The organism is Micromonospora sp. NPDC050495 (genome assembly GCF_040655175.1).
Classification (GTDB): Bacteria; Actinomycetota; Actinomycetes; order Mycobacteriales; family Micromonosporaceae; genus Micromonospora.
Map to the genome: position 1 here is coordinate 56694 of NZ_JBFAJK010000026.1, position 17771 is coordinate 74464.

Here is a 17771-nt window from a genome sequence, read left to right on the forward strand (position 1 = left end):
ACAGATGTCGATGCTACAGATCAAGCGGATCCTCATGGTGCCAGCCGCCCGGCGTCCGGCGGCGGCACGCATTCGGCGGTACGGGTCAATCGCCCGCCGGCCTTTCCAGATTTGGCATGACCATGCCATTGTGGCGCGGCCGGTCAGCCCTTCCGGCCGAACAGCCGGTTCTGCCCGCCCCGAAGGCTCGCCGGGCAGTTGTGGACATTGCCGGTGGCCCGGAACGGGCCGGCCGGGGGCGGCCCGACCAATGTTGACAGCTTCCGGCCAACGAACTCTTGAGCCCTGCTCGCGATACGTAGCCTCCCGAGGACACCGGACCACACGGAGCCACAACGGGGGTGCCATGACCGGCACGGACGGACAGCGGATCGCCATCGTAGGTATCGCGGCCAGGGTGCCGAGTGCCTCCGGGCCGGAGGAGTACTGGCGCCTGCTGCGCGACGGGACCGACACCATCCGGCGGCGCGACCCCCGGCGCCCGTACGGACCCGAGCGGGGCGGCTTCGTCGACGGCGTGGAGGAGTTCGACGCCGACTTCTTCCACCTGTCCCCCCGGGAGGCCGCCGCGACCGACCCGCAGCAGCGGCTCGCCTTGGAGATGGCCTGGCACGCGATGGAGGACGCGGGCGTCGCGGTCACGGCCACGGAACGCGCGCGGGTCGGCGTCTTCCTCGGTGTCATGGCGGCCGACTACGCGGATCTGGTCGCCATGTCCGGTGAGGTGGGCCGGCACACCCTGACCGGGGTCAGCCGGGCGTTGATCGCCAACCGGGTCTCCCACGCGCTCCGGTTCGACGGTCCCAGCATGACCGTCGACAGTGGTCAGTCGTCCTCGCTCGTCGCGGTGCACCTGGCCTGCGAGAGTCTGCGCCGCGGCGAGGCCGAGGTGGCGCTGGCCGGCGGGATCCACCTCAACGTCTCGCCGCGCAGCAGTGCCGCCGTGGCGGCCGCCGGAGCACTGTCACCGGACGGCAGGTGCTTCGTCTTCGACGAGCGGGCCAACGGGTACGTGCGCGGCGAGGGCGGTGGCCTGGTCGTGCTCAAGCCGCTGGCGCGGGCCGTCGCCGACGGGGACCGCATCTACGCGGTGATCGAGGGCAGCGCCGTGCGTACCGGCAGTGACGACAGTGGACTGTCCGTGCCGAGCGCCGAGGTGCAGGCCCAGACCATCGGCGAGGCGCTGAGCCGTGCCGGGCTGCGTCCGGACCAGGTGCAGTACGTCGAACTGCACGGCACGGGCACCCCGGTGGGCGACCCGATCGAGGCCGAGGCGCTCGGCGCGGCGTACGGCCGCTCCCGCCGTACCGCGCTGGTCGTCGGCTCCGTGAAGACGAACATCGGCCATCTGGAGGGCGCCGCCGGCATCGCCGGTCTCATCAAGACGGCGCTCTGCGTCCACCGGCGGGAACTCGTCCCCCAGCTGAACTTCGTCACGCCGAACCCCCGGATCCCGCTGGACGAACTCGGCCTGCGGGTCGCGACCCGGCACGAGCCCTGGCCGGCGGACGGCGAGCCGATCGCCGCCGGCGTCACCTCGCTGGGCATCGGCGGCTCGTGCTGCCACCTGGTGCTCACCGCCGCCCCGCTCCCCGTCCGCGCCGACCGGCCGGCGCCGGAGGCGCCGTTGGGTGTGGTGCCGTTGGTGGTGTCGGGTCGGGGTGGGGTGGGTTTGCGGGCGCAGGCGGGTGGGTTGCGGGGTGTGTTGGTGGGGTCGGGTGTGGGTGTGGTGGATGTGGGGTTTTCGGCTGCGGTGGGGCGGGCGCAGTTGGGGTCTCGGGCGGTGGTGGTGGGTGCTGGTCGGGGTGAGTTGGTGGCGGGGTTGTCGGCGTTGGTGGCGGGGGAGTCGGTTGCGGGGGTGGTGGAGGGCCGGTCTGCTGCTGGTGGTGGTGGGGTGGTGTTTGTTTTTCCTGGTCAGGGTGGGCAGTGGGAGCGGATGGCGGTGGAGTTGTTGGATTCTTCGCCGGTGTTCGCGGCGGAGTTGGGGGCGTGTGGGCGGGCGTTGTCGGGGTTTGTGGATTGGCGTGTTGAGGATGTGTTGCGGGGGGTGGTGGGTGCGCCGTCGTTGGAGCGGGTGGATGTGGTGCAGCCGGTGTTGTTTGCGGTGATGGTGGCGTTGGCGGGGTTGTGGCGGTCGGTGGGGGTGCGGCCGTCGGTGGTGGTGGGGCATTCGCAGGGTGAGATCGCGGCGGCGTGTGTGGCGGGGGTGTTGTCGTTGGAGGACGCGGCGCGGGTGGTGGCGTTGCGTTCTCAGGTGGTGCGGGATCGGTTGGCCGGTGCGGGGGCGATGGTGTCGGTTGGGTTGCCGGTGGCTGAGGTGGGTGGGTTGATCGCGCCGTTTGGTGGGCGGGTGTCGGTGGCTGCGGTCAATGGTCCGTCGTCGGTGGTGGTGGCGGGGGAGGTTGGTGCGGTTGATGAGGTGATGGGGGTGTGTGAGCGGCGGGGGGTGCGGGCGCGGCGGGTGCCGGTGGATTACGCGTCGCATTCGGCGCAGGTGGAGGTGGTGCGGGAGGAGTTGTTGCGGGTGTTGGGGCCGGTGCGGCCTCGTTCGGGTGGGGTGCCGTTGTTTTCGACGGTGTGTGGTCGGTTTGTGGATCCGGTGGAGTTGGGGGCGGAGTACTGGTATCGGAATTTGCGGGAGCCGGTGGGGTTTGAGCCGGCGGTGCGGGCGTTGGTGGCCGATGGGGCGTCGTGTTTTGTGGAGGTGTCGCCGCATCCGGTGTTGACGGTGGCGGTGCAGGAGGTGGTGCAGGCCGTCGGGGTGGGTGAGTCGGTGGCGGTGGTGGGTTCGTTGCGGCGTGGTGAGGGTGGTGGGCGGCGGTTTGTGACGTCGGTGGCTGAGGCGTTTGTGGCCGGGGTGGGTGTGGATTGGTCGGGGGTGTTCGCGGGGTCGGGTGCGGTTCGGGTTGATCTTCCTGGTTATGCGTTTGCGCGGCAGCGGTACTGGTTGTCCGGGGGTGGGGCGGTCGGTGACGTGGTGGGTGCGGGGTTGCGGCGGGTGGGGCATCCGTTGTTGGTCGCGGCGGTGCCGGTGGGTGATGGTGGGCAGTGGGTGTTCACGGGTCGGTTGTCGGTGCGGGCGCAGCCGTGGTTGGCCGATCATGTGGTGTTCGGTTCGGTGGTGGTGCCGGGTGCGGTGTTGGTGGAGTTGGCCGCGGCGGCGGGTGGGCAGTTGGGTGTCGGGTTGGTCGAGGAGTTGGTGCTGCACACGCCGTTGGTGTTGGGTGAACACACCGCGGTCCAGGTCCAGGTCCAGATCAGCCCACCCGACCCCGACCACCACCGCCGCGAGATCGGCATCTATTCCCACCAGCCCGACACCTCGATGGGTGACGGGTCACCACCGACCTGCCACGCCCGCGGGTACCTGCGCCCCGCCGACGACCGGCCCCACCCCTGGCGCCCCACCCAGTGGCCACCGGCCGGCGCGACGCCGATCGACGCCGACCTGCTCTACGCCCGGCTCGGCGCGGCCGGTTACGACCACGGGCCCGCCTTCCAGGCCCTGCGCTCCGCCTGGCAGGGCGACGACCAGGCCGTCTACGCGGACCTCGCGCTGACCGACGAGCAGGCCGAGGAGGCCACCGGGTACGACCTCCATCCGGCGCTGCTCGACGCGGCCCTGCACGGCCGGCTCGCGCTGCGGACCGACGGGGCGGAGACCGGCGGGACGCCGTACTCGTGGTCGGGGCTGCGGGTGTCGAAGCCGGGCGCCGTACGGGCCCGGGCCCGCCTCGCCCGGTCCGGCCCCGCCCAACTCCGCGTGGACCTCGTCGACGAGGACGGCGTGCCGCTCGCCGCCGTCGACACGGTGGACCTCCGCCCGCTCGACGCCGCCGACCTGGACGCCGCCCGGCCGGTCGGCGACCTCTGCCAGTTGGACTGGGTGCCGGTGCCGCACAGCGGCACGCGCCCCGGTTCCGGCGCATCCGTCGTGCTGCTCGGCGACGGCGTTCCCGGCGACGGCGAGCGGTACCCGACCCTGCCCGCCATCGAGCAGGCGATCGCCGAGGGCACCGCCGTTCCGGAGGTCGTCGTCGCCGCCGTCGCGGATCCCGGCCAGCCCGACGGGCGCACGCCCGCCGGCCACGCGCTCACGCTCGCCCAGCGGTGGCTGGCGTCGCCGCGACTGGCCGGCACCCGGCTGGTCCTGGTGACCCACCGGGCGGTGGCGATCGGTGACGAGGCCCCCGACCCGCTGGCGGCCGCGGCGTACGGCCTGGTCCGCACCGCACAGGCCGAGCACCCTGGCCGGTTCGTGCTGGTGGACCTGGCCGGCGACGCCGGCCAGCCGGACTGGGCCGCCCTGGCCGACCTGGACGAACCGCAGCTCGCCGTACGCCACGGCCGGCTGCTCGCCGCGCGCCTGACCCGCGTCGGCCCGCCCAGGCAGCCCGCGGCGCCGATGCTGGACGGGGCCGGGACCGTGCTGGTCACCGGCGGCGCCGGCGGTACGAGCACGCTGCTCGCCCGGCACCTGGTGCGGGTCCACCAGGCCCGGCACCTGGTGCTGGTCAACCGCCCGGCCCCGGCCGACGACGAAGCGCCTGACCCGGCGGACGGCAACCCGGCGGATCCGGCCGACGGCGACACGCCCGGCCGGGCCGAGGACGGAGCGGCGGGTCTCGGTCGGGAGCTGACCGCTCTCGGCTGCCGGGTCGACGTGGTGACCTGCGACCTCGCGAGTCGTGACCAGGTCGCGAACCTGCTCGCCACCCTCGACCGCCCGCTGACCGCGGTCGTCCACGCCGCCGACGTGCCGGACGAGGGCACGCTCGAGTCGCTGAGCCCGGACCGGATCGACCACCTGGTGCGTACCGAGGCGGACGTGGCACGGCACCTGCACGAACTGACCGAGGCGCTGCCACTGGCCGCGTTCGTGCTGCTCACCAGCGCCACGGCGTGGCTCGGGACGCCGGGGCAGGCCGGCCACGCGGCCGTGCACGCGTACCTGAACGCGCTGGCCGCCCGCCGCCACGCCGCCGGCCTGCCGGCCACCGCGCTGGCCTGGGGCCCGCTGCGGGACGACACCACCGGCGACCTCGACCAGGCCGCTGCCGCCCGCTGGGCGCGCGCCGGCCTGCGGCCACTTCCCGCCGGCCCGGCGCTCGACCTGTTCGACCGGGCCGGCGGGTACGCGCAACCGGTGCTGGCGCCGGTCGGCCTGGACCGGGCCGCGCTGCGCCAGCAGGCCCGCGACGGCGGGCTGCCGACGCTCTTCGCGGACCTGGTCCCGGCGCCGGCACGCCGCACCGCACCGGAGCCGGGGTCGCTGGCGGGACGGCTGTCGGGGCTGCCGCCGGCGCGGCGCGACCGGGCCATCCTCGACGTGGTCCGGGCGCAGATGGCGGCCGTGCTCGGCCATTCCTCGCCCGGGGCGATCGACCCGCTGCGCACCTTCAAGGAACTCGGCATCGACTCCCTGGGCGGGGTCGAGCTGCGCGACCGGCTGACCCGGACCACCGGGCTCGCGCTGCCGTCCACCCTGGTCTTCGACCACCCGACCGGCGGGGACGTCGCCCGGCTGCTGGGCCGGCTGGCGGCCGGCGCCGACCACGACACCGACCGGTCGCCGGCTCCGCCGCGCCCCGAGACGACCGACGAGCCGCTGGCGATCGTGGGGATCGGCTGCCGGTACCCCGGCGGGATCGGCTCGCCGGAGGAGTTCTGGACCCTGCTGGCCGAGGGGGGCGACGCCATCTCGGAGCTGCCGCGGGACCGGGGCTGGGACCTGGAACGGCTCTACCACCCCGAACCGGACCGCGCCGGCACGCTCTACACCCGCGGCGGCGGGTTCCTGCCGGACGCGGCCGACTTCGACGCCGACTTCTTCGGCATCAGCCCTCGCGAGGCGCTGGCCACCGACCCGCAGCAGCGCCTGATGCTGGAGGCGTCGTGGCACGCCTTCGAGGACGCCGGCATCGACCCCACCTCGCTGCGCGGCTCGGACACCGGCGTCTTCTGCGGGGTCATGTCGTCGGACGACTACGGGGCGCCGGGCGCCGCGGAACTCGAGGGCTTCCGGCTGGCCGGCACCACCAACAGCGTGGTCTCCGGCCGCGTCGCGTACACCCTGGGGCTGGAGGGTCCCGCGATCACCGTCGACACCGCGTGCTCGTCGTCGCTCGTGGCGCTGCACCTGGCGGCGCAGGCGCTGCGCAACCGGGAGTGCTCGCTGGCGCTCGCCGCCGGGGTCACCGTGATGGCCAAGCCGTTCCTGCTGGTGGAGTTCAGCCGGCAACGCGGCCTCTCCGCCGACGGCCGGTGCCGGCCGTACGCGGCGGCCGCGGACGGCACCGGCTTCTCCGAGGGTCTGGGCGTGCTGGTGCTGGAGCGGTTGTCCGACGCGCGGCGCAACGGTCGCCGGATCTGGGGCGTGGTACGCGGCAGCGCGATCAACCAGGACGGCGCGAGCAACGGGCTGACCGCCCCGAACGGGCCGTCGCAGGAGCGGGTCATCGCGCAGGCGCTGGCGAACGCCGGCCTCGCCCCCGCCGACGTCGACGCCGTGGAGGGCCACGGCACCGGGACGCGGCTGGGGGATCCGATCGAGGCGCAGGCGCTGCTGGCGACCTACGGTCGGGACCGGGTCGGTGCGGACCCGCTGTGGCTGGGATCGGTGAAGTCGAACATCGGCCACACCCAGGCCGCCGCCGGCATCGCCGGTGTCATCAAGATGGTGCTGGCCATGCGGCACGAGTTGCTGCCCCGCACGCTGCACGTGGACGCGCCGTCCCCGCACGTCGACTGGAACGCGGGCCAGGTCCGGCTGCTGACCGAGCCGGTGCCGTGGCCGGCGTCCGAACGGCCCCGCCGGGCGGGCGTCTCATCGTTCGGCATCAGCGGCACGAACGCTCACGTGATCCTGGAGGACCCGCCCCGCGACCCGGCCGCCGACGACCGTCCGGCGCCGGAGGCGCCGTTGGTTGGGTCGGGTTTGGTGGGCGCGGGTGTGGTGCCGTTGGTGGTGTCGGGTCGGGGTGGGGTGGGTTTGCGGGCGCAGGCGGGTGGGTTGCGGGGTGTGTTGGTGGGGTCGGGTGTGGGTGTGGTGGATGTGGGGTTTTCGGCTGCGGTGGGGCGGGCGCAGTTGGGGTCTCGGGCGGTGGTGGTGGGTGCTGGTCGGGGTGAGTTGGTGGCGGGGTTGTCGGCGTTGGTGGCGGGGGAGTCGGTTGGGGGGGTGGTGGAGGGCCGGTCTGCTGCTGGTGGTGGTGGGGTGGTGTTTGTTTTTCCTGGTCAGGGTGGGCAGTGGGAGCGGATGGCGGTGGAGTTGTTGGATTCTTCGCCGGTGTTCGCGGCGGAGTTGGGGGCGTGTGGGCGGGCGTTGTCGGGGTTTGTGGATTGGCGTGTTGAGGATGTGTTGCGGGGGGTGGTGGGTGCGCCGTCGTTGGAGCGGGTGGATGTGGTGCAGCCGGTGTTGTTTGCGGTGATGGTGGCGTTGGCGGGGTTGTGGCGGTCGGTGGGGGTGCGGCCGTCGGTGGTGGTGGGGCATTCGCAGGGTGAGATCGCGGCGGCGTGTGTGGCGGGGGTGTTGTCGTTGGAGGACGCGGCGCGGGTGGTGGCGTTGCGTTCTCAGGTGGTGCGGGATCGGTTGGCCGGTGCGGGGGCGATGGTGTCGGTTGGGTTGCCGGTGGCTGAGGTGGGTGGGTTGATCGCGCCGTTTGGTGGGCGGGTGTCGGTGGCTGCGGTCAATGGTCCGTCGTCGGTGGTGGTGGCGGGGGAGGTTGGTGCGGTTGATGAGGTGATGGGGGTGTGTGAGCGGCGGGGGGTGCGGGCGCGGCGGGTGCCGGTGGATTACGCGTCGCATTCGGCGCAGGTGGAGGTGGTGCGGGAGGAGTTGTTGCGGGTGTTGGGGCCGGTGCGGCCTCGTTCGGGTGGGGTGCCGTTGTTTTCGACGGTGTGTGGTCGGTTTGTGGATCCGGTGGAGTTGGGGGCGGAGTACTGGTATCGGAATTTGCGGGAGCCGGTGGGGTTTGAGCCGGCGGTGCGGGCGTTGGTGGCCGATGGGGCGTCGTGTTTTGTGGAGGTGTCGCCGCATCCGGTGTTGACGGTGGCGGTGCAGGAGGTGGTGCAGGCCGTCGGGGTGGGTGAGTCGGTGGCGGTGGTGGGTTCGTTGCGGCGTGGTGAGGGTGGTGGGCGGCGGTTTGTGACGTCGGTGGCTGAGGCGTTTGTGGCCGGGGTGGGTGTGGATTGGTCGGGGGTGTTCGCGGGGTCGGGTGCGGTTCGGGTTGATCTTCCTGGTTATGCGTTTGCGCGGCAGCGGTACTGGTTGTCCGGGGGTGGGGCGGTCGGTGACGTGGTGGGTGCGGGGTTGCGGCGGGTGGGGCATCCGTTGTTGGTCGCGGCGGTGCCGGTGGGTGATGGTGGGCAGTGGGTGTTCACGGGTCGGTTGTCGGTGCGGGCGCAGCCGTGGTTGGCCGATCATGTGGTGTTCGGTTCGGTGGTGGTGCCGGGTGCGGTGTTGGTGGAGTTGGCCGCGGCGGCGGGTGGGCAGTTGGGTGTCGGGTTGGTCGAGGAGTTGGTGCTGCACACGCCGTTGGTGTTGGGTGAACACACCGCGGTCCAGGTCCAGGTCCAGATCAGCCCACCCGACCCCGACCACCACCGCCGCGAGGTGACGATCTACTCCCGTCCGGAGCAGCAGGAACTGGGTGACGGCGCCACCCGCCACGCCCGGGGATTCCTGCGCGAACCCGACGACACCGCACCGGCCTGGCGCCCCACCCACTGGCCCCCGCTGGGGGCCGAGCCGGTGCCGGTGGAGGACCTCTACCTCCGGCTGCTGGCGGCGGGCTACGAGTACGGGCCGGTGTTCCAGGGCGTACGCGCCGCCTGGCGGGACGGCTCGCACGTCTACACCGAGCTGGCGGTGCCGGACGACGCCTGCGGCGACGGGCACGCCGTACACCCGGTGCTGCTGGACGCGGCGCTGCACGGCACCCTGCTGGACAAGGCGGCGGGGTCCGCGACCGACCTGCCGTTCTCCTGGTCCGGGGTGCACGCCGGGAACGGACGGGTCACCCGGGCCCGCGCCCGGATCGCACTCGCCCCGGACGGCGCCGCGAGCGTCGACATCGTGGACGACACCGGCGAGCCCGTCGCGAGCGTGGCCCGGCTGGTCTCCCGGCCGATCGACCGGACGCAACTCGACCGGATGCCCGCGGACCCGCAGGAGTTCCTGTTCCACGTGCAGTGGCGGGCAGCCGCCGACCCGACCCCGGCCGCGGCGGTGCGGATCGCCGCCGTCGGCGCGGCGGTGGACGGGATCGCGGACCGGTACCCCGACCTGGCGGCGCTGGACCGGGCCATGGCCGAGGGCCAGGCAGCACCGGACCTCGTGATCGCCGCGATCGACGGCGACGGCGACGGCACGGCGGCCGGGCACGCGGCAGCGCGTCAGGCCCTGACGCTGGTGCAAGGGTGGCTCGCCGCGAGCTGGTCGACCGGGGTACGGCTGCTGGTGGCGACCCGGAACGCCATCGCCACCGGCGGGGAGCCGGTCAACCTCGCCCAGTCGCCGGTGTGGGGCCTGCTGCGCAGCGTGCAGTCCGAACACCCGGGCCGCTTCGGGCTGGTGGACCTGGACCGCGACGGTGGGCAACCGGCGTGGGCGGCCCTGGCCGACCTCGGGGAGCCCCAGCTGGCGGTGCGGGCCGGCCGGCCACTGGTGCCCCGGTTGCAGCGGGCGGCGCCCGTGCCGGCCGGTGACGGGTGGCGGCTGACGGTGGGCCGGGCCGGCTCGCTGGAGGACCTCACGATCGGCGAGTCCGACGCGCACCGGCCGCTGGCGGCGCACGAGGTACGGCTCGCGGTCCGCGCGGCCGGGGTCAACTTCCGCGACCTCGTGGTCACCCTGGGCATGGTTCCCGGGCTGACCGGTCTCGGCGCTGAGGCGGCGGGCGTGGTGCTGGAGGTCGGTTCGGGAGTGTCGGACCTGGCGCCGGGTGACCGGGTGATGGGTCTGGTGCTGGACTCGTTCGGTGCGGTCGCGGTGGCGCAGCGTCGGATGCTCGTGCCGATGCCGGCCGGCTTCACCTTCGCGCAGGCGGCCGCGGTGCCGGTGACCTACCTGACCGCGTACTACGGGCTGGTGGACGTGGCCGGGGTGCGGCCCGGCGACCGGGTGCTGGTCCACGCCGCCGCCGGGGGCGTCGGCATGGCCGCGGTGCAGCTCGCCACGCACCTGGGCGCGCAGGTGTTCGCGACCGCCAGCCCGGCGAAGTGGCCCGCCGTCCGCGCCCTCGGCGTGGACGAGCAGCGGATCGCCTCGTCGCGGGAGCTGGCGTTCCGGGAACAGTTCCTGGGGGCCACCGACGGTGCCGGTATGGATGTGGTGCTGAACGCGCTGGCGGGGGAGTTCGCCGACGCCTCGCTGGACCTGCTGCCGCGCGGAGGCCGGTTCGTCGAGCTGGGCAAGACCGACATCCGGGACGCGGCGGACGTCGCGGCCGCGTACCCGGGCGTGCGCTACCGGGCCTTCGACCTCTTCGACGTCGACCAGGACCGGATCCAGCAGTTGCTGCAGGAGGTCCTCGCCCTCTTCGAACGGGGCGTGTTGCGGCACGCGCCGGTCCGGGCCTGGGACATGCGCGACGGGCGGGAGGCGCTCCGCTTCCTCCGCGAGGGCCGCAACGTCGGCAAGATCGTGCTGACCGCACCGGCGCCGCTGGACCCCGACGGGACGGTCCTGCTGACCGGCGGCACCGGCGGCCTGGGCGCGACCGTCGCCAAGCACCTCGCCGGGACCCACCAGGTGAAGCGCCTGCTGCTGGTCAGCCGCCGCGGCCCGGCCGCTCCCGGCGCCGGCGAGCTGGTCGACGAGCTGGCCGCCCTCGGCGCCGAGGCCCGGGTCGTCGCCTGTGACGCGGCCGACCGGCGCCAACTGGCCGAGCTGCTGGACTCGCTGGAGCATCCGGTGACCGCGGTGGTCCACGCCGCGGGCGTGCTCGACGACGGGGTCGTCGAGTCGCTGACCCCCGAGCGGCTCGAGCGGGTGATGCGGCCGAAGCTGGACGCGGCGCGGCACCTGCACGAGCTGACCGCCGGGCGGGACCTGTCCGCGTTCGTGCTGTTCTCCTCCGTCGCCGCGACCATGGGCAACGGCGGGCAGGGCAACTACGCCGCCGCGAACGCCTACCTGGACGCCCTCGCCGCTCAGCGGCGCGCGGCGGGACTGCCGGCGACCTCGATCGCGTGGGGGCTGTGGGCCGACGCCACGGGGATGACCGGCGAGCTCGGCGAGGCCGACCGGGCGAGGCTCGCCCGCAGCGGCATCGCGACGCTCCCGACCGACCTCGGCCTTCGGCTGTTCGACCAGACGATGGGGCGCAGCGAGGCGCTGCTGGTCCCGGTACGGCTCGACTTCGCCGCGCTGCGGGTGCAGGCCGGCACGGCGGCGCTCACCCCGCTGCTGCGTGACCTGGTCCGGGCGCCGGCTCAGCGGACCCGGCGTACCACCGGGTCGCTGGCCGAGCGGTTGGCCGGGGTCGCGCCGGCCGAGCGGGAACAGGTCACCCTCGACCTGGTCCGGGCCCAGGTCGCCGCCGTGCTCGGGCACGCCGCGCCGGAGGCCGTCGACGCGGGCCGGGCGTTCAAGGAGGTGGGGTTCGACTCGCTGGCCGCGGTCGAGCTGCGGAACCGGCTGAGCCGGACCACCGGGCTGAGCCTGCCCACCACCCTGATCTTCGACCACCCGAACCCGGCGGCGGTCACCGCGTACCTGCTGGGCACGATCGGTGGCGCGGACGCCGCGTCCGGCTCCCCGCTGGAGCGGGAACTGCGCCAGGTCGAGGCGTTGCTGAGCGAACTCGCCGGAGACGCGCAGCGGCTCGCCGAGGCGGAGCCGCGCCTGCGCGCGTTCGGCAACCGGCTGCGACACGTGCTCAGCGGCGCCGCCGGCCACCACGACGAGGCCGACGCCGGCACCGAGGACGGCCTCGGCACGGTCTCCGACGAGGACCTGTTCACGTTGATCGACAGGGAGCTCGGGTCGGCCTGACGCGGGCCGTATCCGGGCTGCCGGAACGGTTTGGCAGCTTCCGGACGATCCCCTCTGGACGGACTGACAGGCGCGGAAACCGCTGCGTATGGTCCGGCCAAGGCGAGCGCGCCGAGGGAGCCGGGACACGGCCCCGGCCTGACCGGCCGCGTCGCGGTGACCTGGACGACGGCCGCGACGAGGTCTCCTCCGCGAGAGTCTCGACCTGATCCACGAGGAGCTTCGATCAGCATGACGCAGGGCAGCCACGACCCACGCAACGCCAGTACCGGAGAGGAGCGGAAGCTCCGCGAGTACCTGCACAAGGTGACCGGCGAGCTGCTCACCGCCCGGCGCCGGGTGCGTGAGCTGGAGGAGTCGGATCTCGAACCGCTGGCCATCGTGGGCATGAGCTGCCGCTACCCCGGCGGCGCCAACTCGCCCGAGCGGCTGTGGCAGCTTCTTGCCGACGAGCGGGACGCCGTCACCGGGCTTCCCCAGGACCGCGGCTGGGAGCTGGAGCGGCTGTACGACCCGGACCCGGACAGCGCCGGCACCGTCTACACGCGCGGCGGTGGCTTCCTGCCGGAGGTCGGCGACTTCGACGCCGAGTTCTTCGGGATCAGCCCCCGGGAGGCGCTGGCGATGGACCCCCAGCAGCGGCTGCTGCTGGAGGCGTCCTGGGAGGCGCTGGAGGACGCCGGGATCGACCCGACCGCGCTGCGCGGCTCCGACACCGGGGTGTTCTGCGGCGCGTTCTCCTCCGACTACGGCGGTTCGATGCCGCCGGAGCTGGAGGGCTTCCGGCTCACCGGCACGTTGGCCAGTGTCGTGTCGGGACGGATCGCGTACGTCCTGGGCCTGGAGGGTCCGGCGGTGTCGGTGGACACGGCGTGCTCGTCGTCGCTGGTCGCCCTGCACCTGGCGGTACGGGCACTGCGGGCGCGGGAGTGCTCGCTGGCCCTGGTCGGTGGCGTGACGGTGCTGGCCGAACCGTTCCTGCTGGTGGAGTTCAGCCGGCAGCGCGGGCTGGCGCCGGACGGGCGGTGCAAGTCGTACGCGGCCGGCGCCGACGGCACCGGGTTCTCCGACGGCCTGGGCCTGGTGGTGCTGGAGCGGCTGTCGGACGCCCGCCGCAACGGCCACCGGGTGCTGGCGGTCGTCCGGGGCAGCGCGGTGAACCAGGACGGCGCGAGCAACGGGCTGACCGCACCGAACGGCCCGGCGCAGGAACGGGTGATCCGGCAGGCGCTGGCCAGTGCGGGGCTGACCGCCGCCGACGTGGACGCCGTCGAGGGACACGGGACGGGGACCCGGCTGGGCGACCCGATCGAGGCGCAGGCGCTGCTGGCCACCTACGGCCAGGAGCGCCGCGACGGGCCACTGCGGCTGGGCTCGGTCAAGTCGAACATCGGGCACACCATGGCGGCGGCCGGCATCGCCGGCGTGATCAAGATGGTGCTGGCGATGCGGAACGGCACGCTGCCGCGCACCCTGCACGTGGACGCCCCGTCCCCGCACGTGCCGTGGGCAGCCGGTCAGGTCCGGCTGCTCACCGAGGCCGAACCGTGGCCCGCCGCGGGCCGGCCGCGCCGCGCCGGGGTGTCGTCCTTCGGCATCAGCGGCACCAACGCCCACGTCATCCTGGAAGAGGCGCCGGCCGACCCCACCGGCGTGCCGGCGGACCCCACCGGCGTGCCGGCCGACCCCGCGCCCGAGCGGGTCGCGGCGCCGGTGCCGGTGCTGCTCTCCGGCCGGACCGAGGCGGCGTTGCGGGCGCAGGCCGGGCGGCTGAGGTCGCATCTGCTGGCGCACCCGCAGGCGCGGCCGGCGGACGTGGCGTACTCGGCGCTGACGGCGCGGGCCCGCTTCGAGCGGGCGGCGGCCGTGGTGGCGGCCGGTCGGGACGAGCTGCTGACCGGCCTGGCGGCGCTGGCCGCGGGCGAGCCGGGCGTGCCCCGTGGGCGGCCGGTGGCCGGCGGGACGGCCGTGCTGTTCAGCGGCCAGGGCGCGCAGCGGGCCCGGATGGGCGCCGGGCTGGCCGAGGTGTACCCGGTCTTCGCCGAGGCGCTGGACGAGGTGTGCGCCGAGTTCGGCGGCGCGTTGCGGGACCTGCTGGCCGCGCCGCACGCCCCGGAGCTGGACGAGACCGCGCACACCCAGGCCGCGCTCTTCGCCGTCGAGGTGGCGCTGTACCGGCTCGCCGAGTCGTTCGGCGTACGCCCGGACTTCCTGATCGGACACTCGGTCGGTGAGCTGACCGCCGCCCACGTGGCCGGGGTGTGGTCGCTGCCCGACGCGTGCCGGCTGGTGGCGGTCCGGGGCCGGCTGATGGGCGCGTTGCCGGCCGGCGGCGGCATGGTGGCGCTCCAGGCCGGCGAGGACGAAGTGCTGCCCACCCTGCCGCCGGGGCTGTCGCTCGCGGCGGTCAACGGCCCGCGTGCCGTGGTGGTCTCCGGCGAGATCGCGCAGCTGGAGGCGTGGCTGCCCGGCTGGCACGAGCGGCGGTCCAAGTGGTTGACCGTCTCGCACGCGTTCCACTCGGCGTTGATGGATCCGATGCTGGCCGAGTTCCGCGCGGTCGCGCAGGGGCTGACCGCCCACCCGCCGCGGCTCCCGGTGGTGTCGAACCTGACCGGCCGGGTGGTGTCGGCGGAGCTGACCGATCCGGACTACTGGGTCCGGCACGTGCGGCACGCGGTGCGCTTCGCCGACGGGATCCGGACCCTGCGGGAGCAGGGGGTGAGCCGGTTCCTGGAGCTGGGCCCGGACGCCGTGTTGACCGGGCTGGCCCGGCAGGGCGTCGAGGACGCGGAGGCCGTGTTCCTCCCCGCGCTGCGGGCCGGGCAGCCCGAGCCGGCGGCGTTCACCACCTTCCTGGCGCAGGCCGAGCTGGCCGGCGTGCCGGTCGACTGGTCCGCCGTCCTGGCCGGCGCCCGCCGGGTCGATCTGCCCAGCTACCCGTTCCAGCGGCGGCGCTACTGGCTCAACCCCACCACCGGCGGCAACCCGGCCGGCGCCGGCCTGACCCCGCTGGACCACCCGCTGCTCGCCGCCGTCGCCCGGGTCGGTGACCGCGACGAGTGGCTGTTCACCGGCCGGGTGAGCCGGGACGGCGCGCCCTGGCTGGCGGACCACACGGTGCTCGACACGGTCATCGCGCCCGGCACCCTCCTGGTCGACCTTGTGCTCGCCGCCGGCCGGCACACCGGCAGCCCGGTCATCGGCGAACTCACCCTCGAAGCGCCCCTGGTCCTGCCGGACACCGCCGCGGTCCGGTTGCAGGTCACCGTCGGCGAACCCGACGCGGCGGGACACCGCCGGGTCGGCGTCTACTCGCTCTCCGGCGCCGACGACCCCCGCTGCCACGCCCGCGGCGTGCTCACCGGCAGCGCACCGCCGCCCTCCGGCGGCCCGCACCGGCCACCACCGGCCGCCGAGCCGCTCACCGCCGACGCGCTCTACGCCCGCCTCGCCGACGCCGGCTACGAGTACGGCCCGGCCTTCCAGGGGGTACGGGCGGCGTGGCGGGCCGGGGAGCAGCGCTACGCCGAGGTCACCCTGCCGGCGGACGCCACCGGGACCGGGTACCTGCTGCACCCGGCGCTGTTCGACGCCACCCTGCACGGCGGCGCCGACCTGCTGGACGGGGACGACCCGGCCGGAGCGAGCCTGCCGTTCAGCTGGTCCGGGGTCCGGGTCGACCGGCCCGGCGCCGAACGGGTGCGGGTCCGCATCGGCCCGGCCGGTCCCGGCGCGCTGCGCATCGACATCACCGACGAGCAGGACCGGCCGGTCGCCGCCGTCGAGCGGCTCGCCTTCCGTCCCGTCGCGCGGCACCAGCTCGCCGGCGCCACGCCCGCCGGCGCCGACGCGCTCTACGCGGTGCACTGGACGCCGTTGACCGTCGGCGAGGCGGGACCGGCGCGGGTGCGCCGCTTCGATTCGTTCGACCGGGCCACGGTCGAGCCCGCCGAGCGGCCCGACCTCGTCGTCGCCACCGTCGCCCACCCCGGCGAGCCGGACGGCGACGTGCCGGGCGCGGCCCGGCACGTCACCCTGGCCGCGCTCGACCTGCTGCGCGACTGGCTCGGCGACCCGGGTACGGCCGGCACCCGGCTCGTCGTGGTGACCCGGTTCGCGGTGGCGACCGCCGACGAGGCGCTCGACCTCGCGCTCTCCCCGGTCTGGGGACTGGTCCGCAGCGCCCAGTCCGAGCATCCGGGCCGGATCCTGCTCGTCGACCTCGACCACGGGGCGGAACCCGACTGGGCCGCGCTGGCCGCGCTGGACGAACCGCAACTGGCGGTCCGGGACGGGCGGGTGCTCGCCCCCCGGCTCGGCCGGCCGCCGGCGCCCACCGGGGACGAGCGGCCATCCGCGCCGGCGGGGGACGGCCGGCCGGCGGCACCGGCCGGGGAGGCCCGGCCGGCGACGGCGGCCGGCGACGAGCAGCCACCGGCGACCGGGGACGCGCCGGCGGACGGTGACCGCCCGGCGGCCCTGGACCCGGACGGGACCGTGCTGATCACCGGCGGTACCGGCGGGCTCGGCGCCCTGGTCGCCCGGCACCTCGTGACCGCGTACGGCGCCCGGCGGCTGGTGCTGGTCAGTCGCCGTGGACCGGACGCGGACGGGGTCGGGAAGCTGACCGCCGAGCTGGCGGAGCTGGGCTGCGCGGTGCGGGTCGCCGCCTGCGACGTGAGCGAGCGGGACCAGGTGGCCGACCTGCTCGTCGGGCTGGAGCGGCCGCTGACAGCGGTGGTGCACGCGGCGGGCGTACTCGACGACGGCGTGCTGGCGTCGCTCACCGCCGAGCAGGTGGCGCGGGTCACCCGACCCAAGATCGACGGCGGGTGGCACCTGCACGAGCTGACCGCCGGCACGGAGCTGTCGGCGTTCGTGCTCTTCTCCTCGGTGGCCTCGGTGCTGGGCAGTCCCGGGCAGGGCAACTACGCCGCCGCGAACGCGTTCCTCGACGCGCTCGCCGCACACCGCCGGGCCGAGGGCCTTCCGGCGAGCGCGCTCGCCTGGGGCATGTGGGCCGGAGAACGGGGGATGGCGGGCCGGCTCGACGAGGTGGCCGTCGGCCGGTGGGCGCGGCTGGGCGTCGAGGGCTTCTCCGCCGAGGACGGCCTGGACCTCTTCGACGCGGCGTGGCAGCGCGACCCGGCGCTGCTCGTACCGGCCAAGCTCAACCAGCACACGCTGCGGGCCCAGGGCCGCGCCGGGACGCTGCCGCCGCTGCTGCGCGGGCTGGTGCGCGCCACGGCACGACCGCCGGCCGCCGGCGGCTCCCTCGCCGACCGGCTCGCCCGCGCCCCGGAGGCCGAACGCCGGCAGGTCGCCCTCGAACTGGTCTGGACACAGGTCGCCGCGGTCCTCGGCCACACCTCGCCGGCGGCGGTCAACCCCGAGCGCGCCTTCAAGGACCTCGGCTTCGACTCGCTGGCCGCCATCGACCTGCGCAACCGGCTCACCGAGACGACCGGGGTCCAGCTGCCGTCCACCCTGGTCTTCGACCACCCCAACACGGCCGCCGTCGTCGAACTGCTGCTGGCCGAACTCGGCGGCGGGGACAGCGGCGCGCCGCCGTCGCTCGACGACGAGGTCGGCCGGTTGGCGGCGGCGCTCGACTCGGCCCCGGCCGACGAGCGGGCGCGGGTCGCCGGCCGGCTGCGCACCCTGCTCGCCTCGATCACCGAGGACGAGCAGCGCACGAGCGAGCGGATCCTGGCGGCCGCCACCGCCGACGAGGTCTTCGAGCTGATCGACGCCGACTACGGCGAGCTGTGAC

Annotated in this window: 2 protein-coding genes; both read left to right on the forward strand. The window is 74.8% G+C overall.

Features of this window, described 5'->3' with window-relative positions:
- Positions 1–346: 346 nt before the first annotated feature.
- The gene (locus tag AB0I11_RS22980; RefSeq protein ID WP_357323974.1) at positions 347–11995 is read left to right on the forward strand and encodes an SDR family NAD(P)-dependent oxidoreductase; all 11649 of its coding nucleotides are present in this window, start codon (positions 347–349) and stop codon (positions 11993–11995) included.
- Positions 11996–12226: 231 nt separating this feature from the next.
- Positions 12227–17770: an SDR family NAD(P)-dependent oxidoreductase gene (locus AB0I11_RS22985; protein WP_357323977.1), complete on the forward strand. Its 5544-nt coding sequence runs from the start codon at positions 12227–12229 to the stop codon at positions 17768–17770.
- The last annotated feature ends 1 nt before the right edge of the window (position 17771 follow it).